The sequence below is a fragment of the Pseudomonas sp. NY15374 genome (genome assembly GCF_048068255.1).
Classification (GTDB): Bacteria; Pseudomonadota; Gammaproteobacteria; order Pseudomonadales; family Pseudomonadaceae; genus Aquipseudomonas; species Aquipseudomonas machongensis.
In genome coordinates this window covers 90,972-117,906 of sequence record NZ_JBLUPZ010000005.1, presented here as the reverse complement: position 1 = coordinate 117,906, position 26,935 = coordinate 90,972, and the positions used below count along the sequence as shown (strand labels likewise).

General features: G+C 62.4%; 24 protein-coding genes. 14 read left to right on the top strand and 10 right to left on the bottom strand.

Translation table 11 applies throughout. From position 1 onward, the window contains the following. Window positions 1–48: 48 nt before the first annotated feature. The 7 genes from ACNFHO_RS13210 to ACNFHO_RS13180 form a co-directional block, all read right to left on the bottom strand. Entirely contained in the window at window positions 49–498 is a 450-nt protein-coding gene (locus tag ACNFHO_RS13210; RefSeq protein ID WP_063546703.1) for a GNAT family N-acetyltransferase, read from the bottom strand. A 16-nt stretch (window positions 499–514) separates the two neighbouring features. Further along, window positions 515–913: a DUF488 domain-containing protein gene (locus ACNFHO_RS13205; RefSeq protein ID WP_063544348.1), complete on the bottom strand. Its 399-nt coding sequence runs from the start codon at window positions 911–913 to the stop codon at window positions 515–517. A 145-nt stretch (window positions 914–1,058) separates the two neighbouring features. Continuing rightward, entirely contained in the window at window positions 1,059–1,754 is a 696-nt protein-coding gene (locus tag ACNFHO_RS13200; RefSeq protein WP_063546701.1) for a glutathione S-transferase N-terminal domain-containing protein, read from the bottom strand. 114 nt (window positions 1,755–1,868) lie between these two features. After that, window positions 1,869–2,642, bottom strand: a complete 774-nt coding sequence (locus ACNFHO_RS13195; RefSeq protein WP_416766616.1) for an OmpA family protein — start codon at window positions 2,640–2,642, stop codon at window positions 1,869–1,871. A gap of 11 nt (window positions 2,643–2,653) precedes the next feature. Beyond that, window positions 2,654–3,043, bottom strand: coding sequence for a DUF4398 domain-containing protein (locus tag ACNFHO_RS13190; RefSeq protein WP_416766615.1), 390 nt, complete (start codon window positions 3,041–3,043; stop codon window positions 2,654–2,656). A 299-nt stretch (window positions 3,044–3,342) separates the two neighbouring features. Further along, complete coding sequence (locus ACNFHO_RS13185; RefSeq protein ID WP_063544342.1) at window positions 3,343–3,840, bottom strand: PaaI family thioesterase; 498 nt, start codon at window positions 3,838–3,840, stop codon at window positions 3,343–3,345. Between the two features lie 107 nt (window positions 3,841–3,947). After that, complete coding sequence (locus ACNFHO_RS13180) at window positions 3,948–5,333, bottom strand: amino acid permease (RefSeq protein ID WP_112897967.1); 1,386 nt, start codon at window positions 5,331–5,333, stop codon at window positions 3,948–3,950. A 289-nt stretch (window positions 5,334–5,622) separates the two neighbouring features. On the opposite strand from ACNFHO_RS13180, the gene gcvA reads away from it, so the two are divergent. Further along, a complete protein-coding gene (gene gcvA / locus ACNFHO_RS13175) occupies window positions 5,623–6,519 on the top strand; it encodes a transcriptional regulator GcvA (protein ID WP_063544338.1) in 897 nt (298 codons plus the stop codon). Between the two features lie 110 nt (window positions 6,520–6,629). Continuing rightward, window positions 6,630–7,880 (top strand): aspartate aminotransferase family protein, encoded by a 1,251-nt coding sequence (locus tag ACNFHO_RS13170; RefSeq protein WP_416766614.1) that lies wholly within the window; start codon window positions 6,630–6,632, stop codon window positions 7,878–7,880. Window positions 7,881–7,883: 3 nt separating this feature from the next. On the opposite strand, the gene ACNFHO_RS13165 is transcribed toward ACNFHO_RS13170, so the two are convergent. Continuing rightward, window positions 7,884–8,186, bottom strand: coding sequence for a hypothetical protein (locus ACNFHO_RS13165; protein WP_063544334.1), 303 nt, complete (start codon window positions 8,184–8,186; stop codon window positions 7,884–7,886). Window positions 8,187–8,406: 220 nt separating this feature from the next. Between ACNFHO_RS13165 and ACNFHO_RS13160 the strand changes: the two genes are divergently transcribed. The 3 genes from ACNFHO_RS13160 (at window position 8,407) to fusA (ending at window position 11,454) form a co-directional block, all read left to right on the top strand. Then, a complete protein-coding gene (locus ACNFHO_RS13160; protein WP_063544332.1) occupies window positions 8,407–8,766 on the top strand; it encodes a DUF3757 domain-containing protein in 360 nt (119 codons plus the stop codon). Window positions 8,767–8,842: 76 nt separating this feature from the next. Beyond that, window positions 8,843–9,271: a hypothetical protein gene (locus ACNFHO_RS13155; protein ID WP_063544330.1), complete on the top strand. Its 429-nt coding sequence runs from the start codon at window positions 8,843–8,845 to the stop codon at window positions 9,269–9,271. Window positions 9,272–9,342: 71 nt separating this feature from the next. Next, entirely contained in the window at window positions 9,343–11,454 is a 2,112-nt protein-coding gene (gene fusA, locus ACNFHO_RS13150; RefSeq protein WP_416766613.1) for an elongation factor G, read from the top strand. A 67-nt stretch (window positions 11,455–11,521) separates the two neighbouring features. Here fusA and ACNFHO_RS13145 read toward each other — a convergent pair whose 3' ends face one another. Together ACNFHO_RS13145 and ACNFHO_RS13140 are read right to left on the bottom strand one after the other, a co-directional pair. Then, entirely contained in the window at window positions 11,522–12,964 is a 1,443-nt protein-coding gene (locus ACNFHO_RS13145) for a SulP family inorganic anion transporter (protein WP_416766612.1), read from the bottom strand. A gap of 133 nt (window positions 12,965–13,097) precedes the next feature. Next, window positions 13,098–14,807 (bottom strand): S8/S53 family peptidase, encoded by a 1,710-nt coding sequence (locus ACNFHO_RS13140; RefSeq protein WP_416766611.1) that lies wholly within the window; start codon window positions 14,805–14,807, stop codon window positions 13,098–13,100. Window positions 14,808–14,988: 181 nt separating this feature from the next. Here ACNFHO_RS13140 and ACNFHO_RS13135 point away from each other — a divergent pair, with 181 nt between their 5' ends. The 9 genes from ACNFHO_RS13135 (at window position 14,989) to nuoH (ending at window position 26,927) form a co-directional block, all read left to right on the top strand. After that, window positions 14,989–15,723, top strand: a complete 735-nt coding sequence (locus ACNFHO_RS13135; protein ID WP_416766610.1) for a secretin N-terminal domain-containing protein — start codon at window positions 14,989–14,991, stop codon at window positions 15,721–15,723. Window positions 15,724–16,218: 495 nt separating this feature from the next. Beyond that, window positions 16,219–17,544 (top strand): isocitrate lyase, encoded by a 1,326-nt coding sequence (gene aceA, locus ACNFHO_RS13130; protein WP_065864346.1) that lies wholly within the window; start codon window positions 16,219–16,221, stop codon window positions 17,542–17,544. Window positions 17,545–18,252: 708 nt separating this feature from the next. Beyond that, on the top strand, window positions 18,253–18,666 hold the full coding sequence (locus ACNFHO_RS13125; protein WP_003251427.1) for an NADH-quinone oxidoreductase subunit A: 414 nt from the start codon (window positions 18,253–18,255) through the stop codon (window positions 18,664–18,666). Between the two features lie 10 nt (window positions 18,667–18,676). Continuing rightward, a complete protein-coding gene (locus ACNFHO_RS13120; protein WP_029614113.1) occupies window positions 18,677–19,354 on the top strand; it encodes a NuoB/complex I 20 kDa subunit family protein in 678 nt (225 codons plus the stop codon). A 79-nt stretch (window positions 19,355–19,433) separates the two neighbouring features. Further along, a complete protein-coding gene (gene nuoC, locus ACNFHO_RS13115) occupies window positions 19,434–21,215 on the top strand; it encodes an NADH-quinone oxidoreductase subunit C/D (RefSeq protein WP_054892703.1) in 1,782 nt (593 codons plus the stop codon). Window positions 21,216–21,217: 2 nt separating this feature from the next. Beyond that, window positions 21,218–21,715, top strand: a complete 498-nt coding sequence (gene nuoE / locus ACNFHO_RS13110; protein ID WP_416766609.1) for an NADH-quinone oxidoreductase subunit NuoE — start codon at window positions 21,218–21,220, stop codon at window positions 21,713–21,715. After that, window positions 21,712–23,076, top strand: a complete 1,365-nt coding sequence (nuoF, locus tag ACNFHO_RS13105; protein ID WP_416766608.1) for an NADH-quinone oxidoreductase subunit NuoF — start codon at window positions 21,712–21,714, stop codon at window positions 23,074–23,076. The genes nuoE and nuoF overlap by 4 nt, the downstream gene beginning before the upstream one ends. Window positions 23,077–23,208: 132 nt before the next feature. Continuing rightward, complete coding sequence (gene nuoG / locus ACNFHO_RS13100) at window positions 23,209–25,923, top strand: NADH-quinone oxidoreductase subunit NuoG (RefSeq protein ID WP_416766607.1); 2,715 nt, start codon at window positions 23,209–23,211, stop codon at window positions 25,921–25,923. Next, a complete protein-coding gene (gene nuoH, locus ACNFHO_RS13095; RefSeq protein WP_016488222.1) occupies window positions 25,920–26,927 on the top strand; it encodes an NADH-quinone oxidoreductase subunit NuoH in 1,008 nt (335 codons plus the stop codon). The genes nuoG and nuoH overlap by 4 nt, the downstream gene beginning before the upstream one ends. Window positions 26,928–26,935: the final 8 nt, after the last annotated feature.

Genomic DNA, 26,935 nt, shown 5'->3' with positions numbered 1-26,935 from the left:
AACCAACACAAGCTACTATTACGGCACTTGTCTAAACCTGTACCGACATCAAGACCTCGCGCCCGTGACCATGACATTGCGCTGCATACGAACGAAACAGTCGTCCTCCCCTATTTCGACAAAGCCCGACCGTGCGTAGAGTCGCCTGGCCGGGTTACTGCGGAACACCATCAGGCGCAGTAACGGCAAACGACGTTGCGCTGCCCATCCGGCCAACTGCCCCAGCACCCAGGAGCCAACGCCGTGCCCGCGGTACTCGGGCAGCAGGTGCAGTTCGCGAATGAACAAAGCCTGGCGGTCCTGACTGAGGCTGCAGAAACCCAGCACTTGCTCTTCCGCCTTCACCAGCCACTGCTCGCGCCAGCTCCAAGCTTCGTCAAATGCCTCTTCGATCCATAACAGGTCGAACTCGCGGTAGTACGGGAGCATGGCGCGCCGCGTCAGATCGCGGGCGAAGGTACGACAGCCTGCGGTAGCCGGAACAAGTTCAAGTGATATTTGAGTCATAGCATCTCTATCCGCCTGGCTCCTGGGCATAACACACCGGTGAACTGCCCGGCCCCCTTCGCTCGAGCTCTTCTTCCAGCCAGTCGGCGAGCACCCGGGCATTGTTGTGCGCAGTATCCTTGCCTGCGAACAACAGGGTCAGGGTCCCCTTGGCCGCCAGATCCAACAGCGGATACCAATGCTCAGGATGGGCCGCCAGTTCGGCACGGTAGTGCTCGGAAAAACCGGCAAAGTCCATATCCCCGGCATGAAACGCCCTGCGCAGCGCATCCGACGGTGCAACGTCGCGCAACCACTGCCCGTGCAAGGCATCCTTGCGCATATTGCGTGGCCACAAGCGATCGACCAGCACGCGCTGTCCGTCCTCAGGCGAAACCGATTGGTACACGCGCTTGCAACAGATCATCGAATTTTCCGGCGCTATTTTCACCTTCAGCCTACGACTAACATTGACCAAGGTCACGCGACAGCCATTCGATCAACAACAGACAGCCGCTGCGCAACCCTCGCCCGGGGCAAAAAAAGAGGCCGCGCGGGCGGCCTCGATCAAGTCAACCCGGAATTTTCAGCCCACGCTGCACCGCAGGACGTTCCAGGAATTTCGCCAGCACTCGCTGCACTTCCTTGAACGCCTCGAAGCCCACCAGATCACGGGCGTCGTAGCGATCCACCAGATTGCGCACCCAGGGGAAAATGGCGATGTCAGCGATGCTGTACTCATCGACCATCCACTCACGGCCCTTCAGGTGACGATCGAGCACACCGAGCAGACGCTTGGATTCGTTGACGTAGCGATCACGCGGACGCTTGTCCTCGTAATCCTTGCCGGCGAAGAAATGGAAGAACCCCACCTGGCCGAACATTGGCCCAATGCCGCCCATCTGGAACATCAGCCACTGCAAGGTCTGATAGCGCTGCGCGGGGTCCTGGCTGAGCAACTGGCCAGTCTTCTCCGCCAGGTACTGGAGGATCGCCCCTGACTCGAACAGCGGCAATGCCTGCCCGCCGGGACCGTCGGGATCGAGAATCGCAGGGATCTTGTTGTTGACGCTGAGCGAGATGAACTCGGGTGTCAGCTGATCGTTGGTCTCGAAGCTAACCTTGTGTACCTCATAGGGCAGGCCGATCTCTTCGAGCATGATCGAGACCTTGACGCCATTGGGTGTGGCCAGCGAGTAGAGTTGCAGGCGCTCGGGGTGCTGCGCCGGCCACTTCTGTGTGATGGGAAAAGCGGACAGATCGGTCATGGTCGATTCCGAATGCGAAGGGATCATCACTCTAGAACCAACGTCAAGGTTTGACCATGGCCTTCCAGATATCGAAAGTGACGCCCCCACACGGGTGCGCCACTTGTCGCTGGATCAATAGCGTGGCAGAACAGGCTGGGCGTCGTTGGAGATGACCACTTCGACGCGCCGGTTGAGCTGGCGCGACTGTGCATCGTTATTGCCTGCCACCGGATACTCCTTGCCGTAGCCGGCAGTGACCATACGATCACCGGCCACGCCTTGGCGACGAAGGGCATTGGCCACCGCCGCCGCGCGCTGCTCGGACAAGCGCTGGTTCAGGGCATCGCTGCCAGTCGAGTCGGTGAAGCCTTCGATCAGCACCTTGCGCTCTGGATTTTGCTGCAGGTAGTGCGCGAGTTGCTGAATGTTACGATGGCTGCCGCCACGCAGCTCGGCACGCCCGGTGTCGAACAGTACATCGCCGAAGGTGATGACCGTACCACGGTCGCTGGGTTTGGCATTGAGGCGCTGCAACGCCTTGAGCTGTGCGGTCCGCACATCCAGACGCGCCAGGGTGCGCTGAGCTTCGATGCCCTGCAGGCCAGTTTCGGCCTGACGCAGCAAGATGGTCTGCTCGGCGGTTTCGATCCTGCGGTTGGCCAGATAGGCGAGCTGAGTCACCTCGGCGCTCTTGCGGTCCTTGAGCGAAGCTTGCTCGGCTCGTCCCAGAGCGCTGAAGGCCTCACGGGTTTCCAGCGCAGCAACACGACTCGACTCAGGCTTTGCCTGGAGCACCGAATATGCCTCCCGCGCTTCGATCAACCCAGGGTTTTCCGGGGTGGTGCCACAACCGGCCAGCATCAGAGCCACAACCGATACACCCGGCAGCAGATGGAATTTCGACATGATGGTTCTCCTCAGCGGGGGGTAGCGATGGCTTGGGGGGCGTCGAGCAATTCCTGCTTGAGCACCTCGATGCCTTGGCGCGCAGTGTCAAGCTGCGCCTGGGTCTTGCGAGCAGCAGCCTTGCGCTCGGCCAGCCGGGCATCAGCCTCTGCCTGCTCGGCGAGTATCTTCACCTGAGCGGCATCCATCTCACCCAGTGCGCGCTCCATGGCGTTGAGTTTGTCCTGGGCGGCACGCATCTCCGCCGGCGCGTACTGCGTGGCGTCGGCAGAGACCGCCCGGTTGACCGCGCTACGAGTCAGCTCGATCTGCTCGCTGGGCATGAGCGAACTGGCGCAGCCACCCAGCGCCAGGAGCAGGCCGGCAGCTGGCAGGAAATTGATATTGAATCGGGCAGGCATTGAACAACTCCTCGTGAGTTGACGACACGCGAACACAGGGCTCCCGCCGTGTTCGCGCGGTGATGGTCGAAAGGTCCAGAGGGTACGGTCGATGTTCGCGGTGCGGGCTGGTTCAGCCGCCACGAGAGGGGAGCAATCGGTGAGAAACGTAGAACATCTATGACAGTCTCTTGGAAAAGCCGTGCAAGACTATTCCGCAGATATTGAACGCCACATAGGAACTATCCGAACCAACCACGGGTAATTTTCGACAACCCGCAAGCTGCATCGGGTAGCCGATGGCTACCCGCCCCTAGGGTTCAGCTACGCTCGTGCGCCTGCCGCTTGAGCTTTTCGGTGTCGACACGCACGAACACCGAATCGGCGCGGACGGTCAGCACGTCCCCGGCCCAGACCTCACAGATGACTCGGCTCTTGCGCCCGACCTCACCTTCGACCCTGGCCTTGAGCAGCAACTCGACACCCATGGGCGTAGGTTTGAGGTAGGTCAGGCTGAGGGTGCCGGTGACACAGTCAATACGCGGCAAGCTGCCCGGCTCGCGCCCTTCGGCCCGGTAATGGTAGGCCATTGCGGTCCAGTTGGAATGGCAGTCCACCAGCATCGCCAGCAGGCCACCGTAGACCAATCCGGGCCAGCCGATGAAGCCGCTGTCAGGTGAGTGCCGGCACAGCAGGTGCACGCCGTCGCTGTCCCAGTGGCTCTGGATATGCAGGCCACTGGGGTGGGAACAACCGCAGCCATAGCAGGAGCCTTCGGGCGCCGCCAGTTGCTGGAGGGAGAGTGCTTTCTCGTTCATACGCTTCCTGTGCTTGTTGGAATGGGAAGGATGGCGGGAGGATGGTAGCGCTCCCCCCCCTTCCTTGTGCACTCACCTGCAGCGGCAACACAGGATGAGCGCAAGCCTCAAACGACTTGCACCCGACCAGCCCTCTCTCGCCGCCGTGTCACGGAAATCAGCAGGATCACCGCGGTAACCCCGGCCGTCATCAGGGTTTCGTAGCGATAGGCATCGCTGAACAGCATGTACCCCAGCACCAGTACGATAGTCCCGATCACCAGCCAGGTGAGCCATGGGAACAACCACATCTTCAATGCAAGCTCCGTCCCCTCACGCTCAGCCCGCGCACGCATGCGCAGTTGCGAAACAGCAATCACCAGGTACACCAGCAGGGCGATGGCCCCCGTGGTCGACAACAGGAAACCGAACACCTTGCCCGGGAACACATAGTTGACGAAGCAGCCGGCGAAACCCGCCAAAGTCGAAAGGATCACTGCTACGGTCGGCACACCAGCCCCGGAAATACGCCGGGTCATGCTCGGCGCCTCACCGCGAGCGCCCAACGAATAGAGCATCCGCGAGGCCGTATAGAGCCCGGAGTTCATGCAACTGGTCACCGCCACCAACACCACCAGATCGACCACCAGCTTGGCGCCCGGCACATTGAGCACCTCCAGGACGCGCTGGAACGAGCCCACGGCCTTGAGCCCCGGATCGTTCCAAGCTACCAGCGACACCACCAGGAAGATCGACGCCAGGTAGAAGATAGCGATGCGATACACCACAAGGTTGGTGGCACGACGGATCTTCTCCTTGGGGTTGGCGGTTTCATCGGCGGCAATGGTGACGATCTCGGCACCGAAGAACGAGAAGATAGTGATCAGCACGCCCCCCAGCACCGTGCCGAAGCCATTGGGCATGAAACCTCCGTTGGCCCACAGCTGGCTGACGCCGGAGACCTTGGCCAACGGCCAGACGCCGAACAGTGCCAGGCTGCAGATGATAATGAAGGCGAGAATGGCGACCACCTTGATCAACGCGAACCAGTACTCGAAGGCGCCGAAGTTCTTCACGCTGACCAGGTTGGTCCCCGACAGCAGTACCATGATCAGGAAGGCGAATAGCCAGGACGGCACATCGGGAAAATAGGCATGGAGGATATCGGCGCCAGCGATCGCCTCGACCGGGATGATCAATACCCAGAACCACCAGTACAGCCAGCCGATGGTGAAACCGGCCCAAGGTCCGATGGCCTCGGTGGCGTAGGTGGAAAACGAACCGCTGTTGGGGTTGGCGATGGCCATTTCGCCAAGCATGCGCATCACCAGCAGCACCAGCAGGCCGGTCATGGCATAGGAAATGAGGATCGCCGGGCCTGCCGTGGCGATGGCGTTGGAGGAGCCGATGAACAGGCCGGCACCAATGATGCCTGCGATGGAAATCATGGACACCTGGCGCGAAGTCAGGCCGTGCTGCAGCGAACGCTGTTTCTTTTGTTGTGACGATGCCATGGGGAACCCTCTGATGGGTCGGCCGCCGCAAAAGGCGGCGATGAGTCTGAGCAGATTTTGTTGTAGGTCTGTGCTGTTGTTTCTTGTTGTTGTGCAGTTTTCGCTGTCACTGCGCACAGGACAGGAAGTTGGAGTAAGGGGTGTTTTTTCTCTTGCCTCTCCATCGGGTTGTAATCGTTGATCCAGGTCAGTATTAATCTATAGGCGTGGCTCAACAAACGACCTTTTAGAAACACATGATTCCGTTTTGGAATGCATTTCTTATTTTTCCTGCCTGGTAACGCCTGTCATGTCCAAACGCCTGATGCCCTCCACCACCGCCCTGCAATGCTTCGAGGCAGCCGCCCGCCACCTGAGCTTTACCCGTGCGGCGCAGGAGTTGCACCTCACCCAGAGCGCGGTGAGCAAACAGGTCGCACAGCTCGAGGACATGTTGTCCCACCCGCTGTTCCAGCGTATTCGCCGACGCCTGCACCTGACCCCGGCAGGCGCGCTGTACCTCACCGAAGTGAACAAGATCCTCACCCAGATCGACATCTCCAGCCGCTACATCCTCAGCTACGGCGACGAGACCGAAGTCCTGCGCATCGCCACCCAACCCACCTTCGGCGCGCGCTGGCTGGTGCCACATCTCAAAGGTTTCGGCGAACGCCATCCACGCATCCACCTGGACGTCCGTAACGAACTGGAGCCATTCGACCTCGTGCAGGCCAAGGTCGATATCGCGTTCTTCTTTGGCCAGGGCACATGGCCCGGCGCCACCTGCCTGGAGCTGTTCAGCGAGGAGGTGGTGCCGGTGTGCGCACCACAACTGTTGCAGGCACATGCGTTCGGCAGTGCCCAGTCGCTGACCGAGCACCGTCTGCTGCAATGCGCATCGAGGCCCGAAGCCTGGCACGAGTGGTTCCTTGGGCTGGGGCTGCACAGCCAGAACAGCTACCACGGACCACGCTTCGACACCTTCTACCTGTGTATCCGCGCAGCCATCGCAGGCTGCGGAATTGCCCTGATTCCGCGTTATCTGGTGGCCGAGGAACTGAGCGAAGGCAAGCTGGTGGTACCGTGGAATCATCCGGTGGCGAGCAATGGCCGGCACTTCATGGCCCATGCCGAGCATGCGGCCGAGGTGCCCAAGGTGAAGGCCTTCGTGGAGTGGATCCTGGAACGGGCAGCTGAAGAGGGTTAAAAGTCGAACTTCGAGAATCCAAGGAATGATCCCAATCGAATAATTCGTTTGCCGAACACACATTCATCGCGCTTGGATAATAAGAAATTCGAACAAGGTTCCGTGCGTCCATGAATCAGGAAAGTATCAGCCAGTCCATCGCCATCGTTCACCCGATCACACTTTCCCATGGCCGCAACGCCGAAGTATGGGATACCGACGGCAAGCGCTATATCGACTTCGTCGGCGGTATCGGCGTGCTCAACCTGGGACACTGCAACCCGGCAGTGGTCGAGGCCATTCAGCACCAGGCCGCCCGCCTAACCCACTACGCCTTCAACGCGGCTCCCCATGCGCCTTATCTTGCCCTCATGGAGCAACTGAGAGCGTTCGTTCCAGTGAACTACCCGCTCGCCGGCATGCTCACCAACAGCGGCGCCGAAGCCGCGGAGAACGCGTTGAAGGTGGCCCGTGGCGCCACCGGCAAGCGCGCGGTCATCGCCTTCGACGGCGGCTTCCATGGCCGCACCCTGGCCACCCTCAACCTCAACGGCAAGGTCGCCCCCTACAAGCAACGCGTGGGTGAGCTGCCGGGGCCGGTCTATCACCTGCCCTACCCCAGTGCCGATACCGGCGTGACCTGCGAACAGGCACTCAAGGCCATGGAGCGGCTGTTCAGCGTCGAGCTCGCGGTCGAGGATGTCGCAGCCTTCATCCTCGAACCGGTGCAAGGCGAAGGCGGCTTCCTCGCGCTCGACGCCACCTTCGCCCAAGCCCTGCGCCGCTTCTGCGACCAGCATGGCATTCTCATCATCATCGACGAGATCCAGTCCGGTTTCGGACGCACCGGCCAGCGCTTCGCCTTCCCACGCCTGGGCATCGAACCGGATCTTCTGTTGCTGGCCAAGAGCATCGCCGGCGGCATGCCGCTGGGAGCAGTGGTCGGCCGACGTGAACTGCTGGATGCCCTGCCCAAGGGCGGGCTTGGCGGCACCTATTCAGGCAACCCCATCGCCTGTGCCGCGGCCCTGGCCAGCCTGGCGCAGATGAGCGACGAGAACCTTGCCACCTGGGGCGAGCGCCAGGAGCAGGCCATCGTGAGACGCTTCGAACACTGGAAGGCCAGTGGCCTGTGCCGTTACCTGGGGCGCCTGACCGGCGTTGGCGCAATGCGCGGGATCGAGTTCGTCAACCCCGACGGCAGCCCGGCGCCTGCGCAACTGGCCAAGGTAATGGACGCTGCACGAGCCAAGGGGTTGCTGCTGATGCCCAGTGGCAAGGCCCGCCACATCATTCGCCTGCTGGCGCCGCTGACCATCGAAGCCGAAGTACTCGAGGACGGGCTGGATATTCTCGAACAGTGCCTGGCCGCACTGGACTGAGACTCAGAGCCCCAGTTCTTCTGGCGTGAGCATGTCGGACTCGAAGGCGATCCAGCCGCCTTCGAGCTCGGCATGGCCGTTGACGATCGGGCCGTAGTAAGTCAGGCCGTTCTCAAGCGTGACACAGATATGCGTGGCCGACTTTTCAGGAGCCGCGAGCGTACCGACGAAATGCACCTTCTTCAGCGTTTCGGTCACCGCCTCGAGACCGATGCGCATGCCGGGATTCTCCGAAGCCTCGGCGTCCCCGCCACGGTCTTCGGCGCTGACAGTCACAGTGGCGATGTAGGGGTACTTGGTACTCAAGCGGGGTTACCTCGATCAGATGGAGTGGCAGCTGTCGCCAGGGCCCGTCAGGGTACGGCAGCACGAACAGGACCGCGAGCGAATAATACGCCTTGGGCCCTGAGACGCCCTCCCCACAACAGATATCTCCTACGCAATCACAGCCTTGAAGCTGATTATGGGGTAGATCGCCTACCTCTAGGATGGCGCCTTCAACCTACACTGAAGAAGGCATTATCCAATGCGCAAGACCCTGATGTTGTTCCCGGCGCTGGCCATGCTGATGGTTGCCGGCCACGCGGCAGCACAGAGCTGCCCTGCAGCCTCCGAAATCACCCAGAAGCCTCTCGACGGCGGTGGCTACGCCTATCAAGCCCCCGGCGGCTGGAGCGGCGACAATCCGTTCGCCGACCAGGACGACCTCAAAAGCTTCAAATTCACCGCCGTCAAGTTGAAGGAAAACGTGGTGCTGTGTGACTACGAGGCGGACGCACTGGGTGGCGCGCGCATGGCATTGCGCGAATCCAGGCAGCCAGACAAGGGCAACTGGAACGACGGCTTCTGCAAGTCGGCCAACCCCGTCGACTGCACCTTCAAGTAAGCCTGAAAGTTGGTCCTTGCATGCCTCGGCTGGTATTGTGCCCGCCGAGGCATGCCCCACCACACGAGGACCCAGAGTGAGCGCCGAAGAACCCCTGATCGCCGACCTGTTCGAGGTCGACAAACGCCTGACCCTCAAGCCCGTCGTGGACTTCAACACCTACCTGCGCAACGCCTTCGGCGACGGCGCCTGCCGCTGTCATCGCTGCGTCGAGCTGAACGGCGACGAAAGCAGCTACAGCCACCGCCACACCTTCGAGTTCGATGGCCGCCCGATGCATCGGCGCTTCGCCAACACCGCAGGCAGCGATGTATTGCAAGCCTTGAAGAAAGCCTGGCTGTCGTACACCAAGAACGACCTGCCCCTGCTCGGCCAGCTCGATCTGCACACCCTGCGCACCTTCACCGAAACGAACCTGCATGAGCGGCTGCTGGCCCTGCTCCCGGCCAGCGGCCTGGCGCGCGAGGTCGATGGCACTTGGATACTGCAAGCCCAGGCCGACTGACAGCCCGGCGGCGCAGCAGGATTCTCCCCGTCTGCTACCGTGGGAGAATCCTCACCTGCAGGTGACCTGCCATGGCCCGCACTACCCCCATCGAGCTGTACCGCAATATCGGCATCGTCGCCCACGTCGATGCCGGCAAGACCACCACAACGGAACGCATCCTGTTCTACACCGGGGTCAACCACAAGATGGGCGAGGTCCACGATGGCGCCGCGACCATGGACTGGATGGCGCAGGAGCAGGAGCGCGGCATCACCATCACCTCGGCGGCGACCACGGCGTTCTGGCAAGGCTCGACCAAGCAGTTCGCCGACAAATACCGCTTCAACATCATCGACACCCCCGGCCACGTCGACTTCACCATCGAGGTGGAGCGCTCGCTGCGCGTGCTCGATGGCGCGGTGGTGGTGTTCAGCGGCGCCGACGGGGTCGAGCCGCAGTCCGAGACGGTGTGGCGCCAGGCCAACAAGTACCACGTGCCACGCTTGGCCTACATCAACAAGATGGATCGCCAGGGGGCAGACTTCCTGCGCGTGGTGAAGCAGATCGATCAGCGTCTGGGCCACCACCCGGTGCCCATCCAACTGGCCATCGGCAGCGAAGAAAACTTCATCGGCCAGATCGACCTGGTGAAAATGAAGGCCATCTACTGGAACGACGCCGACCAGGGCACCAGCTACCGCGAAGAACCGATTCCCGCCGAACTGCAGGCCCTGGCCGACGAATGGCGCGCGCACATGGTCGAGGCCGCGGCCGAAGCCAATGACGAACTGACCCTTAAGTTTCTTGAAGGCGAAGAGCTGAGCATCGACGAAATCAAGGCCGCCCTGCGTCAACGCACCATCGCCAACGAGATCGTACCGACCATCCTTGGCTCCTCGTTCAAGAACAAGGGCGTGCCACTGATGCTGGACGCTGTGATCGACTACCTCCCCGCCCCCAGCGAAATCCCTGCAATCAAGGGCACCGACCCGGACGACGAGGAAAAGCACCTCGAGCGCCATGCCGACGACAAGGAACCGTTCTCCGCACTCGCCTTCAAGATCGCCACCGACCCCTTCGTCGGCACCCTGACCTTCGCTCGCGTCTACTCCGGCGTACTCAGTTCCGGCAATGCGGTGCTCAACTCGGTCAAGGGCAAGAAGGAACGCATCGGCCGCATGGTCCAGATGCACGCCAACCAGCGTGCCGAAATCAAAGACGTGTGCGCGGGCGACATCGCCGCGCTGATCGGCATGAAGGACGTGACCACCGGCGACACCCTGTGCGACATCGACAAGCCGATCATCCTCGAGCGCATGGACTTCCCGGACCCGGTGATCTCGGTCGCGGTCGAGCCGAAAACCAAGGCCGACCAGGAGAAGATGGGGATCGCCCTGGGCAAGCTCGCCCAGGAAGACCCCTCGTTCCGCGTGCGCACCGACGAAGAGACCGGGCAGACCATCATCTCGGGCATGGGCGAGCTGCACCTGGACATCATCGTCGACCGCATGCGCCGGGAGTTCAACGTCGAAGCCAACATCGGCAAACCACAGGTCGCCTACCGCGAAAAAATCCGCAACACCTGCGAGATCGAAGGCCGCTTCGTCCGACAGTCTGGCGGACGCGGTCAGTATGGCCATTGCTGGATCCGCTTCGCCCCGGGCGACGAAGGCAAGGAAGGCCTGGAATTCATCAATGAGATCGTCGGCGGCGTGGTGCCACGCGAGTACATCCCGGCGATCCAGAAAGGCATCGAGGAACAGATGAAGAACGGCGTGCTCGCCGGGTATCCGCTGATCAACCTCAAGGCCGCAGTGTTCGACGGCTCCTACCACGACGTCGACTCCAACGAAATGGCCTACAAGATCGCCGCATCCATGGCGACCAAGCAGCTGTCTCAAAAAGGCGGCGCGGTGTTGCTGGAGCCGGTGATGAAGGTCGAGGTGGTAACGCCCGAGGAATACCAGGGCGACATTCTGGGCGACTTGAGCCGTCGCCGCGGGATGATCCAGGATGGTGACGAGACGCCCGCCGGCAAGGTGATTCGCGCCGAGGTGCCGTTGGGCGAGATGTTCGGCTACGCCACCTCGATGCGCTCGATGACACAAGGCCGGGCCAGCTTCTCTATGGAGTTCACGCGCTATGCAGAGGCGCCGGGGAGTATCGCCGATGGCATCGTGAAGAAGAACCGAGGGGAATAGCCCAGGCGACCTCATCGCGGGGCCCCGACTTGCCCCGCGATGGCGTCGGTCTCGCCGACTCAGAACCTCAAGGCTGCTCGCCTGCCCGCCGCAACAGCTTCTTGCACCGCTCCGACAGATGCACAACGCGCAGGTGCTTGCCCGCACGGGAATACCGCTCGCGCAGCGTCTTCAACGCGGCGATCGCCGAGTAGTCGACGAAACTCAGGTGCTTGCAGTCCAGCGTCACGCTCTGCGGATCCTGCGCCGGATCGAACTGCTCGAGAAACGGTGTGGTCGAGGCAAAGAACAAGGTGCCATGCACCTGGTAAATCTTGCCGCCCTGGCCATCCTCGTGGCTATCGGCATACAGCTCACGAGCATGCTGCCAGGCGAAGTTGATGGCCGCGATGACGATCCCGAACAGCACCGCGGCGGCCAGGTCCGTCAGTACCGTGACCACCGTCACGGCAATGATCGCCAACACATCGCTTTTCGGCACCTTGTGCAGTACTCGCAGCGACGCCCAGGCAAAGGTCTGCTGCGCCACGACGAACATCACCCCAACCAGTGCCGCCAGCGGAATACGCTCGATCAGCGGCGACAGGAACAACACGAACAGCAGGATCATCACCCCCGCCACCACCCCCGACAACCGACCGCGGCCATTGGAACTGAGGTTGATCACGGTCTGGCCGATCATCGCGCAGCCGCCCATGCCACCGCACAGCCCCGACACCATGTTGGCCGCGCCCAGCGCCACACATTCACGATCAGGGAAACCGCGGCTCTCGGTAATCTCATCGGTGAGATTGAGGGTCAGCAAAGTTTCCAGCAGACCGACCATGGCCATCACCAGCGCATAGGGGGCGATGATCTTGAGCGTCTCGAGGTTCCAGGGCACCTCCGGCCAGGCCAGTTGCGGCAGGCCGCCGGCGATGTGCGCCATGTCGCCGAGGGTGCGGGTCGGCAGCGCGAGCAGGTAGACCAGCAGGCCCACACCGACAATCGCCACCAGCGCTGGCGGCACCGCGCGGGTCAGCTTCGGCAGTACGTAGACCACCAGCATCGTCAGGGCTACCAGACCGACCATCAGCAGCAGCGGCTTCCCGCCGAGCCAGTGCTCGCCGTCCTTGAAATGCTCGAGCTGGGCCATGGCGATGACGATGGCCAGGCCATTGACGAAGCCAAGCATCACCGGGTAAGGCACCAGCCGCACCAGCTTGCCAAGGCGCAGCACGCCGAACAGGATCATCACGATCCCGCCAAGCAGCACCGTGGCCAACAGATACTGGGCACCGTGCTGCACGACCAGGGCGACGATCACCACCGCCATCGAGCCGGCGGCGCCGGAGATCATCCCTGGGCGACCGCCAAACAACGCGGTCAGCGTGCAAATGATGAAGGCACCGTAGAGCCCCATCAGCGGATTGAGGTGCGCCACCAAGGCGAAGGCGATGCACTCGGGCACCAGGGCGAAGGAGGTGGTCAGGCCAGCGAGGACGTCGGCGCGAAGTCGGGCGGGTTTCATGTAGATCCTGTGAAGTGTCCAGTCTGGGCGACAGCGCGCGGGTGCACTGGGTGACCCCAATCACACGAGCGGAAGCAAAATCGAGGGGCGCGATGTTACGGAATTTGTCTGACAGCGGCCACCGCCGCTCTGCTCAGCGCACCCGCTCCCGGCTCTGCACCGCGAGATCCAGCGCGCGCTGCATGTCCAGCCGCGCCGAGCGGCCCAGGTCAGGGTCATTGAGACGACCATTGCGCTCCGACGGCAGGATCGGCGCCGTCAGGTCCTCGGCATCCATCGCCTCGAAGTCCTGTTCAGAGCCCATGGTCAGGGCACTGCGGCGCAGCAACATACGCACCTGCTCGGGCGTAAGCTGCGGATTGATCGACAACATCGCTGCCACCGTCGAAGCCACCAACGGGGTCGCGTAGGACGTACCGCAGTGCGGCTTGCCAGCATCGGCAGGTTGCAGGCAGGCTGCTGCACTGACATCCACACGCATGTCGACGTTGGAGCTGCGGCGCTTGACCACATGCTGCGGATCGTCAACCGCGGTGTCGCGCTCGCTGCGTTGATGCCCACCCACCACCAGCAATTGCTCGGTCACGAACGACGATGGCAAACGGTATTCATCGGTGCCAGACCATGACGAGCCGTTGCCCGCCGAATTGACCACCACCACATCCGGGTGCTCGCTGCGCAGCCACAGGAAGAATTCTTCAAGCAACTCCTCGTAGCCACTCATGGCCAACCCCGAGCGCACCAGCGAATCGACCTCGTCGCCCTCCACGCTTCTGGCGCCGACGCGGTGGATACCCCAACTCCAGTTGAGCACCCGTACGCCGTCCTCGACCAGGTTGACCGACGCGGCGATATTGGCGGTGATACCTGCATCCGAGTTGCGCTCGACGATCACCTCGAACCCGGGGCTGGCCTTGCCCAGGCCGCTGAGAAAGCCACCTGCCACCCCCTCCCCGCGCCCGGCCAGGATACCGGCGACGTGGCTGCCGTGGCTCTGCGCACGTGCGCCGTCGCGGCCATAAAGGCAGGTCTGTCTTGGCCCGCAGGCGCCGCGATAAGCCTGAAAGGGCGCAGCGTCGAAATCCAGCTCGCGCTCGATCACGCCCACGCGTATCGGCTGTACCGGCACGTTCGAGGCCGGGACCCGGCGCTGGTAGTAGTACAGGGCATCCGTGAAACGATTGGCCGCCCACTCATCGGCCTGGTCGATGACCGTAGCCTTGCCGCCCTCGCCTTCCTCACCTCGCTCCGGCGCCGACTCCTCGACGATCACCGCATCCACGCTGAGCTCGCTGCCCATGCGCAGGATCATCGCATCGCGCTGTACAAGATCACGTACCGGCAGCCGCAGTTGGTAGACGTTCAACGGCGGGATCGCCCCCACCACCTGCGCACCATATTTGTCGGCGACACGTTGCGCCTCCTCGCGCCCGTTGTGCTTTTCCTCGATCAGCAGGCTGACCAGGTCGAGGTAGGTGGTCAGGCCGTCCATGTTCCTGGCCACCTCGTGCGGGCCTGCGGCGACCACATGGCTGCGCTGGCGAGTGAGCCAGACCGGATTGCTTTTCTGCCCGCCGACCTGCAGCCACAAAGGAGCGCTCGGACCGGGCTGGTCGAGCGTGAACTCGAGCCTGTCGCCCTCGCGCAGCACGGCATTGGCAGGCAAGGCCCGGTCCCCCAGCCACACCTGTGGAGCCTGGTGCTCCAGACCTTGCGCGCGCAGGCACCAGTGCTGCGGGGCTTCGGACAGTAAATCGCCGCAGCGCTGCAACTGCTGGATGCGCGGCTCGGCAATGGCACTCTGTCCAAGAGCAAGTAACAACAAAGGTAGGTAGCGCTTCATGCCGAGGGTCTGCCATGGTCTTTTTGCTGCGACCCCAGCGCTCAGGCGATGGTTCAGCTGTTGACGGTAGCCCGCGAAAGCTCCGCAGCTGCGCTGCAAATTTCAAATCCCTGTGATCCAGACACGGCACAATGCTGGCAAATTTGCCATCATGTCTATTCAACCTGCGGAGACCACGAACATGCCGCTACGCCCCCTTGTCACCGCCCTGCTGCTGGCGGCCAGCCTCACCGCACAGGCGACCACCGAAGTCGTGCCGCTGCAGCACCGCAGCAGCGCCGAGCTGCTGCCGACCGCCCAGTCCTTTCTTGGAAAGGACGGAACCGTCAGCGCCTTCGAGAACAAATTGATCGTCAATGCCAGCCCGGAACGCATCGACGACCTGCGCGCCTTGCTACAGCAGTTGGACACTGCGCCCAAACGCCTGCTGATCAGCGTCGACAACAACGACAGCAACTACCAGGACAACCGCGGCAACGCCCGGGTCATCCAGTACGGCACCAGCAACCGCGAAGGCGGCCTGCAGCAGATCCAGGCCAGCGAAGGCCAGCCGGCGCTGATCCAGATCGGCCAGAGCATCCCCATCACCAGCACCTCGACCGATGGTTACGGACGCATCCAGAGCGACACCCAGTACCGCAATGTGACCCAGGGTTTCTACGTCACGCCGAGCGTCAGCGGTGAAACGGTTCGTCTGCAAATCAGCACCAATAATGATCGAATGAGCCAGGAACGCCAGGATGTAGTGAAGGTGCAGAGTACCGACACAACTGTCTCTGGCAGGCTCGGCGAGTGGATCACCTTGGCGGGGTACAACCAGCAGAGTCAGGCCGACAATAGCCCTTCGGCCCTCACCTACAGCACCCAGCGCGGTGAAAACATGACGCTACGCGTCAAAGTCGACCTTCTCGACTGATCCCAGGCCGTTCAAGGCCTCGACCAAGGGCCTTGAAACTGACTGCAGAGTCGCATTAGACCAAAGATGTAGTAAGCCAAAAAAAGCACTACAAAACATTTGACAGGCTCTTTTCGCCAAGGGCATGATGGCCTCGCTCCCGCTAATCAGGGGCCCTGGCAAGGGCCTTCGGGACGCCCTCCCGACACCCCTGGAGGCGTCCTGTGTCTATACGGCCCACAAGGCGGTTCGACGGGATTGCGACTGCAACGAAGAAGTTGTCCCGAGGGACGGAAGCGCATCACCGCAGAACCGGCAATCGACGTCGCACCGCAGCAAGGCATCCACGAGCCGAGCTGCAGGGGACACCTTCGCCTGAACTGCACCCCCTTCCCCTTCGAGCCTTCCCCGTTCGCCGCCGCACTCCCCCGGACAGGACAGCCGCCAGGCCTCTGATTCCGCGCCCTGAGCATCCGCACAACTACACTCAAGATCGATGCGACGAGGTTTATTTCCATGGCACTGACACGCGAACAGCAAATTGCAGCCCTCGAGAAAGACTGGGCCGAAAACCCGCGCTGGAAAGGCGTGACCCGTACCTACACCGCCGCCGATGTCGTTCGCCTGCGTGGCTCCCTGCAGCCAGAGCACACTTTTGCTCGTGAAGGCGCAGAAAAACTGTGGAAGCTGGTCACCCAAGGTGCCCACCCGTCCTTCCGGCCCGAAAAAGATTTCGTCAACTGCATGGGCGCCCTCACCGGCGGCCAGGCCGTACAGCAGGTAAAAGCCGGCATTCAGGCTATCTATTTGTCCGGCTGGCAGGTAGCCGCCGACAACAACTCGGCCGAGTCCATGTACCCTGACCAGTCGCTGTACCCGGTCGACTCGGTACCGACAGTGGTCAAGCGCATCAACAACGCCTTCCGCCGCGCCGACCAGATCCAGTGGAAAGCCGGCAAGAACCCAGGCGACGATGGCTACATCGACTACTTCGCACCGATCGTGGCTGACGCCGAAGCCGGTTTCGGCGGCGTACTGAACGCCTACGAGCTGATGAAGAACATGATCGAGGCAGGCGCCGCTGGCGTGCACTTCGAAGACCAGCTGGCCTCGGTGAAAAAATGCGGCCACATGGGTGGCAAGGTACTGGTGCCAACCCAGGAAGCCGTACAGAAGCTGGTGGCCGCGCGTCTGGCCGCTGACGTTGCGGGCGTACCGACCATCATCCTCGCCCGCACCGACGCCAACGCGGCCGACCTGCTGACCAGCGACTGCGACCCTTACGACCAGCCGTTCGTGATCGGCGAGCGTACCCGTGAAGGCTTCTACAAGGTACGTGCCGGCCTCGACCAGGCCATCGCCCGCGGCCTGGCGTACGCTCCGTACGCCGACCTGATCTGGTGCGAAACCGCCAAGCCGGACCTGGACGAAGCCCGTCGCTTCGCCGAAGCGATCAAGAAGGAATACCCGGACCAACTGCTGTCGTACAACTGCTCGCCATCCTTCAACTGGAAGAAGAACCTGGACGATGCCACCATCGCCAAGTTCCAGCGCGAACTGTCGGCGATGGGCTACAAGCACCAGTTCATCACCCTGGCCGGCATCCACAACATGTGGCACGGCATGTTCAACCTGGCGCACGACTACGCCCGCAACGACATGACCGCCTACGTGAAACTGCAAGAGCAGGAATTCGCCGACGCCAGCAAGGGCTACACCTTCGTGGCGCACCAGCAGGAAGTGGGCACCGGCTATTTCGACGACATGACCACCGTGATCCAGGGTGGCGCTTCGTCGGTGACGGCACTGACCGGTTCGACCGAGGAAGAGCAGTTCCACTGATAGTGGATTGCTGACAGAGGCCCGGGGCTTGAGAAAGCCCCGGGCTTTCTTTTGCTTGCTGCCCCCACCACTCCCTCCCCCTGCAGGCGCCTGATGTCCTGACGACAAGGCAAACCCCGAGATCAGGACTATGCTTGAGGCAGCACAGCAAGCAAGGACTGCCACATGCCTCGTCCAAGCCAACGCCTGGATGCCCCCTATATAAAGAAGCACAGCCCGTATCCGGCTTGCTCGATTGCGCTTCCTTGCCATTGCCGCCCGCCCCCTTCGCCCCGCTATTCGCCGAAACATTGACCCAGAGCGGTACATGAAAACGCTGCAACTGCTAGAACGAGAGTTTTTCTCATTTGCAAGTGACAAGATTGCGAATTGAACTAGACAGGTATCAGATGGCTCGGCAAACAGCGGCTCAGCCAAATGATATTAATTATCATTATTAAATTGAAGACTCGTTACGCCAACCAAGAAACATAATTAACAAATCTGATTGGAATGCCCGAAAATCAAGGCTTTCAGCGATTTACGAAAGATTTTTGTTCTTAATCCTACGAATAATTTTGCACTGGAAATTTTACTTGCCGTGGGTTTACCCATAAAATCAGCGCGATTGATTCAGCTGCGACATTTGGTCACTGCATCAGCGACACCGCGTCGCCGCTCTACTTATTTCAGACTGCAGAGCTGGGTCTCTGTATAAGGATTTCAAGCATGTCCGATTCGGCAGGACTCATCGCCCACAACTGGGGCTTTGCCATCTTCCTCCTGGGTGTCGTCGGCCTGTGTGCCTTCATGCTCGGCCTGTCCAGCCTGCTCGGCAGCAAGGCCTGGGGCCGCGCCAAGAACGAACCCTTCGAATCCGGCATGCTGCCCGTTGGCAGCGCCCGCCTGCGCCTGTCCGCCAAATTCTATCTGGTCGCGATGCTGTTCGTGATCTTCGATATCGAAGCCCTCTTTCTCTTTGCATGGTCTGTGTCCGTCCGCGAAAGCGGCTGGACCGGATTCGTCGAAGCTCTCGTTTTCATAGCAATTCTGTTGGCAGGTCTTGTCTACCTATGGCGCGTCGGTGCTCTTGATTGGGCTCCCGAAGGTCGCCGCAAGCGGCAAGCGAAGCTGAAACAATGAGGCTTTGGCAATGCAATACAATCTCACCAGAATCGATCCGGATGCGCCCAACGAGCAGTACCCGGTAGGTGATCGGGAAACCGTCACCGACCAACTGCTCGAAGACCAGGTCCACAAGAACATCTACATGGGGAAACTCGAAGATGTGCTGCGTGGGGCAGTCAACTGGGGTCGCAAGAACTCCCTCTGGCCGTACAACTTCGGCCTGTCCTGCTGCTACGTGGAAATGACCACGGCCTTCACGGCACCCCACGACATCGCCCGCTTCGGCGCCGAAGTCATCCGGGCCTCGCCGCGCCAGGCCGACTTCATGGTCATCGCCGGTACCTGCTTCGTCAAAATGGCGCCGATCATCCAGCGCCTTTACGAGCAGATGCTCGAGCCCAAGTGGGTCATCTCCATGGGTTCGTGCGCCAACTCCGGTGGCATGTACGACATCTACTCGGTCGTTCAGGGGGTCGACAAGTTCCTCCCCGTGGACGTCTACGTGCCTGGCTGCCCGCCGCGCCCCGAGGCTTTCCTGCAAGGTTTGATGCTGTTGCAGGAATCGATCGGCCAAGAACGACGCCCGCTCTCCTGGGTGGTTGGTGATCAAGGTATTTATCGTGCCGAGATGCCTGCCCAGAAAGACCTGCGTCGTGAACAGCGCATTGCGGTAACCAATCTGCGCAGCCCCGACGAAGTCTGATCCAGCGACCTGCCGCCCGCTCCCCAAGGAGCCGGCGGCCTGGCTTCATTCTCAACGTTGACCCAAAGCGACCGAGACCATGACAGCGGACACCGCTATTTTCATTCCGCCCTACAAGGCTGACGACCAAGATGTGGTCGTCGAACTGAACAACCGCTTTGGCGCCGAAGCATTCGTCGCCCAGGAAACCCGCACCGGCATGCCCGTACTGTGGGTCAAGCGCGCCCAGCTCAAGGAAGTGCTCAGCTTCCTGCGTGGCGTGGCCAAGCCCTACAGCATGCTGTACGACCTGCATGGCGTCGACGAGCGCCTGCGCACCCAACGCCGCGGCCTGCCTGCCGCCGACTTCAGCGTGTTCTACCACCTGTTGTCGGTCGAGCGTAACAGCGACGTGATGATCAAGGTGTCGCTCAGCGAGGGCGACCTGAACCTGCCGACCGTGACCGGTATCTGGCCGAACGCCAACTGGTACGAACGCGAAGTCTGGGACATGTTCGGCATCGACTTTGCCGGCCACCCGCACCTCAGCCGGATCATGATGCCGCCGACCTGGGAAGGTCACCCGCTGCGCAAGGACTACCCTGCCCGCGCCACCGAATTCGATCCGTACAGCCTCACGCTCGCCAAGCAGCAGCTTGAAGAGGAATCGGCGCGCTTCAACCCCGAGGCCTGGGGCATGAAACGTCAGGGCGCCAACGAGGACTACATGTTCCTCAACCTCGGCCCCAACCACCCTTCTGCCCACGGTGCCTTCCGTATCGTCCTGCAGTTGGACGGCGAAGAGATCGTCGACTGCGTCCCGGACATCGGCTACCACCACCGTGGTGCCGAGAAGATGGCCGAGCGTCAGTCCTGGCACAGCTTCATCCCCTATACCGACCGTATCGACTACCTCGGCGGGGTAATGAACAACCTGCCGTACGTCCTCGCGGTCGAGAAGCTGGCCGGTATCCAGGTGCCGCAGAAAGTCGACGTGATTCGCATCATGCTCGCCGAGTTCTTCCGGATCACCAGCCACCTGCTGTTCCTGGGTACCTATATCCAGGACGTCGGCGCCATGACCCCGGTGTTCTTCACCTTCACCGACCGCCAGCGGGCCTACACCGTGATCGAGGCGATCACCGGTTTCCGTCTGCACCCGGCCTGGTACCGCATCGGCGGCGTTGCCCACGACCTGCCGCGCGGCTGGGACAAGCTGGTCAAGGATTTCGTCGAATGGCTGCCCAAGCGCCTGGACGAATACACCAAGGCCGCCTTGCAGAACAGCATCCTCAAGGGCCGTACCATCGGCGTTGCCGCATACAACACCAAGGAAGCGCTGGAGTGGGGTACCACCGGTGCCGGCCTGCGCGCCACCGGGTGCGACTTCGACCTGCGCAAAGCCCGTCCCTACTCCGGCTACGAGAACTTCGAGTTCGAAGTACCGCTGGCCCACAACGGCGATGCCTATGATCGCTGCATGGTCCGTGTCGAGGAGATGCGCCAGAGTATCCGCATCATCGACCAGTGCCTGCGCAACATGCCGGAAGGCCCGTACAAGGCGGATCACCCGCTGACCACGCCGCCACCGAAAGAGCGCACCCTGCAGCACATCGAGACCCTGATCACCCACTTCCTGCAAGTCTCGTGGGGCCCGGTCATGCCGGCCAACGAGTCGTTCCAGATGATCGAGGCGACCAAGGGCATCAACAGTTACTACCTGACGAGCGATGGCGGCACCATGAGCTACCGCACCCGGATCCGTACCCCGAGCTACCCGCACCTGCAGCAGATCCCTTCGGTGATCAAGGGCAGCATGGTCGCGGACCTGATCGCGTACCTGGGCAGTATCGACTTCGTTATGGCTGACGTGGACCGCTAAGCATGAACAGCACGCTTATCCAAACCGACCGTTTCGCCCTGAGCGAAACCGAGCGCTCGGCCATCGAGCACGAGATGCACCACTACGAGGACCCGCGCGCGGCGTCCATCGAAGCCTTGAAAATCGTGCAGAAGGAACGCGGCTGGGTGCCGGACGGCGCCATCTACGCGATCGGCGAAGTGCTGGGCATCCCTGCCAGCGACGTCGAGGGCGTGGCCACCTTCTACAGCCAGATCTTCCGCCAGCCGGTCGGGCGCCACATCATTCGCGTGTGCGACAGCATGGTCTGCTACATCGGCGGCCACGAATCGGTCGTCAGCCAGATCCAGAGCGAACTGGGCATCGACCTGGGCCAGACCACCGCCGATGGCCGCTTCACCCTGCTGCCGGTGTGCTGCCTGGGCAACTGCGACAAGGCCCCCGCGCTGATGATCGACGACGACACCTTTGGCGACGTGCAGCCTGCAGGCGTCTCCAAACTGCTGGAGGGTTACGTATGACCATCACTTCCTTCGGCCCGGCCAACCGCATCGCGCGCTCGGCTGAAACCCACCCGCTGACCTGGCGCCTGCGTGATGACGGCGAGCCGGTCTGGCTGGCCGAGTACGAGTCCAAGAACGGCTACGCTGCGGCCCGCAAGGCCCTGGCCGACATGTCCGCCGACGACATCGTGCAAAGCGTCAAGGACTCCGGCCTCAAGGGTCGCGGCGGCGCAGGCTTCCCCACGGGCGTGAAGTGGGGCCTGATGCCCAAAGACGAATCCATGAACATCCGCTACCTGCTGTGCAACGCGGACGAAATGGAGCCCAACACCTGGAAAGACCGCATGCTGATGGAGCAACAGCCCCATCTGCTGGTCGAGGGCATGCTGATCAGCGCCCGCGCGTTGAAGGCCTACCGTGGCTACATCTTCCTGCGCGGCGAGTACACCACGGCAGCGAAGAACCTCAACCGTGCCATCCATGAAGCCAAGGCTGCAGGCCTGCTGGGCAAGAACATCCTGGGCTCCGGTTTTGACTTCGAGCTGTTCGTGCACACCGGTGCCGGCCGCTACATCTGCGGCGAAGAAACGGCACTGATCAACTCGCTCGAAGGCCGCCGCGCCAACCCACGCTCCAAGCCGCCCTTCCCTGCCGCTGTCGGCGTGTGGGGCAAGCCGACCTGCGTGAACAACGTCGAAACCCTGTGCAACGTCCCGGCCATCGTCGCCAACGGCAACGACTGGTACAAGTCGCTGGCCCGCGAAGGCAGCGAAGACCACGGCACAAAACTGATGGGCTTCTCCGGCAAGGTGAAGAACCCGGGCCTGTGGGAACTGCCATTCGGCGTGACCGCCCGCGAGCTGTTCGAAGACTACGCCGGCGGCATGCGCGACGGCTTCAAGCTCAAGTGCTGGCAGCCAGGCGGTGCCGGTACCGGCTTCCTGCTGCCAGAACACCTGGATGCACAGATGTACGCCGGTGGCATCGCCAAGGTCGGCACCCGCATGGGTACGGGCCTGGCCATGGCGGTCGACGACAGCATCAACATGGTCTCGCTGCTGCGCAACATGGAAGAGTTCTTCGCCCGTGAGTCGTGCGGCTGGTGCACACCATGCCGTGACGGCCTGCCATGGAGCGTGAAGATGCTGCGCGCCCTGGAGAAAGGCCAAGGCCGCGCCGAAGACATCGAGACCCTGCTGGGTCTGGTCAACTTCCTCGGCCCAGGCCGCACCTTCTGTGCTCACGCACCGGGTGCCGTGGAGCCGCTGGGCAGTGCCATCAAATACTTCCGGTCCGAGTTCGAGGCCGGTGTCGCGCCCGCTAGCGCTGCCGACACCCTGCGCCCGAACCTGGCCAAGCCGATTGTGGTCGGCGCATAACAAGATGAATCGCGGGTGGTCCGTGCCACCCGCCAGCTTGCAGGCCGGCCCGAACGATTCGTGGCCGGCCGCAAGCTCACCGATTTCCATTAGCCACGCCTGCTCACGCGGGCCAACGAAGAACTTTGAACCATGGCCACTATCCACGTAGACGGCAAAGCGCTCGAAGTCAACGGTGCAGACAACCTGTTACAGGCCTGTCTGTCGCTCGGCCTCGACATCCCTTATTTCTGCTGGCACCCGGCGCTCGGTAGCGTCGGCGCCTGCCGGCAATGTGCGGTCAAGCAGTACACCGACGAGAACGACACCCGTGGTCGTATCGTCATGTCCTGCATGACCCCTGCCTCCGACGGCACCTGGATCTCCATCGACGATGACGAGTCGAAGGCGTTCCGTGCCAGCGTCGTCGAGTGGCTGATGACCAACCACCCGCACGACTGCCCGGTGTGCGAGGAAGGCGGTCACTGCCACCTGCAGGACATGACGGTAATGACCGGCCACAACGAGCGCCGCTACCGTTTCACCAAGCGTACCCACCAGAACCAGGACCTCGGCCCGTTCATCGCCCACGAGATGAACCGCTGCATCGCCTGCTACCGCTGCGTGCGCTACTACAAGGACTACGCAGGCGGTACCGACCTGGGTGTCTATGGCGCCCACGACAACGTGTACTTCGGTCGCGTTGAAGACGGCGTGCTGGAGAGCGAGTTCTCTGGCAACCTGACCGAGGTCTGCCCGACCGGCGTGTTCACCGACAAGACCCACTCCGAGCGCTATAACCGCAAGTGGGACATGCAGTTCGCCCCGAGCATCTGCCACGGCTGCTCCAGCGGCTGCAACATCAGCCCCGGTGAGCGCTACGGCGAACTGCGCCGCATCGAGAACCGCTTCAACGGCTCGGTGAACCAGTACTTCCTGTGCGACCGTGGCCGCTTCGGCTACGGCTACGTCAACCGCAGCGACCGTCCACGCCAGCCGCTGCTGGCCGATGGCAGCAAGCTGGGCCTCGACGCCGCGCTGGACAAAGCCGCTGACCTGCTGCGCGGCCGTACCATCGTCGGCATCGGCTCGCCGCGCGCCAGCCTCGAGAGCAACTACGGCCTGCGCGAGCTGGTCGGCGCCGACTACTTCTACTCGGGTATGGAAGCCGGTGAGCTGGCCCGCGTACGCCTGGTGCTGGACGTGCTGAACAACAGCCCGCTGCCGGTGCCGACCCTGCGCGACATCGAAGACCACGACGCCGTGTTCGTACTCGGCGAAGACCTCACGCAAACCGCCGCCCGCGTCGCCCTGGCTGTTCGCCAGGCCACCAAAGGCAAGGCCGAGGCCATGGCCGAAGGCATGAAGGTGCAGCCATGGCTCGACGCCGCGGTGAAGAACATCGGCCAGCACGCGCTGTACCCGCTGTTCATTGCCTCGCTGGCCGAGACCAAGCTCGATGACGTCGCCGAGGAATGCGTACACGCAGCCCCTGCCGACCTCGCCCGCCTGGGCTTCGCCGTGGCCCACGCCATCGACCCGAGCGCACCCGCCGTCGAAGGCCTGGACGCCGAAGCGAAGGCGCTGGCCCAGCGCATCGCCGACGCCCTGGTCGCCGCCAAGCGCCCACTGGTAGTTGCCGGTACTTCGCTGGCTGACGCCGCATTGATCGAAGCCGCGGCCAACATCGCCAAGGCGCTCAAGCTGCGCGAGAAGAACGGCTCCCTGAGCCTGGTCGTGCCTGAGGCCAACAGCCTTGGCATGGCCATGATGGGTGGCGATTCGGTCGATGCTGCACTGGACGCCGTCATCACCGGCAAGGCCGACGCCATCGTCGTGCTGGAGAACGACCTGTACACCCGCGTGCCGGCCGCCAAGGTCGATGCTGCGCTCGCCGCTGCAAAAGTGGTGATCGTCGCCGACCACTCCAAGACCGCCACCAGCGACCGCGCCGATCTGGTCCTGCCCGCAGCGTCCTTCGCCGAAGGCGACGGTACCCTGGTCAGCCAGGAAGGCCGCGCCCAGCGCTTCTTCCAGGTGTTCGACCCGCAGTACCTGGACAGCAGCATCCAGATCCACGAAGGCTGGCGCTGGATGCACGCCCTGCGTGCCACCCTGCTGAACAAGCCGGTCGACTGGACCCAACTGGACCACGTCACCAGCGCCTGCGCCAACGCCGCACCGCAACTGGCCGGCATCGTCAACGCAGCGCCAAGCGCCGCGTTCCGCATCAAGGGCATGAAGCTTGCGCGTGAGCCGCTGCGCTACTCGGGCCGCACCGCCATGCGCGCCAACATTAGCGTTCACGAGCCGCGCACGCCGCAGGACAAGGACACCGCGTTCGCCTTCTCGATGGAGGGCTACTCGGGCTCGGCCGAACCGCGCCAGCAAGTGCCATTCGCCTGGTCGCCAGGCTGGAACTCCCCGCAAGCCTGGAACAAGTTCCAGGATGAAGTCGGTGGCCACCTGCGTGCCGGTGACCCTGGCGTGCGCCTGATCGAATCGCAAGGCGATCGCCTGAACTGGTTCAACACCATCCCGGCTGCCTTCAACCCGGCGCGTGGCACCTGGACTGCCGTGCCGTTCTTCCACCTGTTCGGCAGCGAGGAGAGCTCTTCGCGTGCTGCACCGGTACAGGAACGCATCCCGGCGGCCTACGTGGGCCTTGCCAAGTCCGAGGCCGACCGTCTGGGCGTCAACGACGGCGCACTGCTGAGCCTGACCGTCGCGGGCGTTTCGCTGCGCCTTCCACTGCGCATCAATGAAGAACTGGGCGCTGGCCTGGTGGCGTTGCCCAAAGGCCTGGCCGGCATTCCGCCCGCCATCTTCGGTGCATCCGTCGAAGGCCTGCAGGAGGCAGCACAATGAGCTGGTTCACCCCCGAAGTGATCGATGTGATCATCCAGGTCGTCAAGGCTATCGTGGTGCTGCTCGCCGTGGTGGTCTGCGGCGCCCTGCTCAGCTTCGTCGAGCGCCGCCTGCTGGGCTGGTGGCAAGACCGCTACGGTCCGAACCGTGTCGGCCCGTTCGGCATGTTCCAGATCGCCGCCGACATGCTGAAGATGTTCTTCAAGGAAGACTGGAACCCGCCCTTCGTCGACAAGATGATCTTCACCCTGGCGCCGGTCGTGGCCATGAGCGCCCTGCTGATCGGCTTCTCGATCATCCCGATCACACCGGGCTGGGGCGTTGCCGACCTGAACATCGGTCTGCTGTTCTTCTTCGCCATGGCCGGCCTGTCGGTCTACGCCGTGCTGTTCGCCGGCTGGTCGTCGAACAACAAGTACGCCCTGCTGGGCAGCTTGCGGGCCTCGGCGCAGACCGTGTCGTACGAAGTGTTCCTGGGCCTGGCGCTGATGGGCGTGGTGGTACAGGTGGGCTCGTTCAACATGCGCGACATCGTGGAATACCAGGCCCAGAACCTGTGGTTCATCATTCCGCAGTTCTTCGGCTTCTGCACCTTCTTCATCGCTGGCGTCGCCGTGACTCACCGTCACCCGTTCGACCAGCCGGAAGCGGAACAGGAACTGGCCGACGGCTACCACATCGAGTATGCCGGCATGAAATGGGGCATGTTCTTCGTCGGTGAGTACATCGGCATCATCCTCATCTCGGCGCTGCTGGTCACCCTGTTCTTCGGCGGCTGGCACGGCCCGTTCGGCATCCTGCCGCAACTGCCGTTCCTGTGGTTCGCATTGAAGACCGCGTTCTTCATCATGCTGTTCATCCTGCTGCGCGCCTCGATCCCGCGCCCGCGCTATGACCAGGTGATGGACTTCAGCTGGAAGTTCTGCCTGCCGCTGACCCTGATCAATTTGCTGGTGACCGCTGCGATCGTGCTCTACAACACGCCAGCCGTCGCGGCCCAGTGAGGATTTGA

Coding starts and splice junctions, on each gene's coding strand:
- ACNFHO_RS13160 (WP_063544332.1), top strand. CDS start 8,407: ATGCGCAAGACCCTGATGTTGTTCCCGGCGCTGGCCATGCTGATGGTT.
- nuoE (WP_416766609.1), top strand. CDS start 21,218: ATGAACAGCACGCTTATCCAAACCGACCGTTTCGCCCTGAGCGAAACC.
- aceA (WP_065864346.1), top strand. CDS start 16,219: ATGGCACTGACACGCGAACAGCAAATTGCAGCCCTCGAGAAAGACTGG.
- ACNFHO_RS13135 (WP_416766610.1), top strand. CDS start 14,989: ATGCCGCTACGCCCCCTTGTCACCGCCCTGCTGCTGGCGGCCAGCCTC.
- fusA (WP_416766613.1), top strand. CDS start 9,343: ATGGCCCGCACTACCCCCATCGAGCTGTACCGCAATATCGGCATCGTC.
- ACNFHO_RS13205 (WP_063544348.1), bottom strand. CDS start 913: ATGATCTGTTGCAAGCGCGTGTACCAATCGGTTTCGCCTGAGGACGGA.
- nuoC (WP_054892703.1), top strand. CDS start 19,434: ATGACAGCGGACACCGCTATTTTCATTCCGCCCTACAAGGCTGACGAC.
- ACNFHO_RS13145 (WP_416766612.1), bottom strand. CDS start 12,964: ATGAAACCCGCCCGACTTCGCGCCGACGTCCTCGCTGGCCTGACCACC.
- ACNFHO_RS13195 (WP_416766616.1), bottom strand. CDS start 2,642: ATGTCGAAATTCCATCTGCTGCCGGGTGTATCGGTTGTGGCTCTGATG.
- ACNFHO_RS13190 (WP_416766615.1), bottom strand. CDS start 3,043: ATGCCTGCCCGATTCAATATCAATTTCCTGCCAGCTGCCGGCCTGCTC.
- ACNFHO_RS13200 (WP_063546701.1), bottom strand. CDS start 1,754: ATGACCGATCTGTCCGCTTTTCCCATCACACAGAAGTGGCCGGCGCAG.
- nuoF (WP_416766608.1), top strand. CDS start 21,712: ATGACCATCACTTCCTTCGGCCCGGCCAACCGCATCGCGCGCTCGGCT.
- ACNFHO_RS13120 (WP_029614113.1), top strand. CDS start 18,677: ATGCAATACAATCTCACCAGAATCGATCCGGATGCGCCCAACGAGCAG.
- ACNFHO_RS13185 (WP_063544342.1), bottom strand. CDS start 3,840: ATGAACGAGAAAGCACTCTCCCTCCAGCAACTGGCGGCGCCCGAAGGC.
- ACNFHO_RS13180 (WP_112897967.1), bottom strand. CDS start 5,333: ATGGCATCGTCACAACAAAAGAAACAGCGTTCGCTGCAGCACGGCCTG.
- gcvA (WP_063544338.1), top strand. CDS start 5,623: ATGTCCAAACGCCTGATGCCCTCCACCACCGCCCTGCAATGCTTCGAG.
- nuoH (WP_016488222.1), top strand. CDS start 25,920: ATGAGCTGGTTCACCCCCGAAGTGATCGATGTGATCATCCAGGTCGTC.
- ACNFHO_RS13140 (WP_416766611.1), bottom strand. CDS start 14,807: ATGAAGCGCTACCTACCTTTGTTGTTACTTGCTCTTGGACAGAGTGCC.
- nuoG (WP_416766607.1), top strand. CDS start 23,209: ATGGCCACTATCCACGTAGACGGCAAAGCGCTCGAAGTCAACGGTGCA.
- ACNFHO_RS13125 (WP_003251427.1), top strand. CDS start 18,253: ATGTCCGATTCGGCAGGACTCATCGCCCACAACTGGGGCTTTGCCATC.
- ACNFHO_RS13170 (WP_416766614.1), top strand. CDS start 6,630: ATGAATCAGGAAAGTATCAGCCAGTCCATCGCCATCGTTCACCCGATC.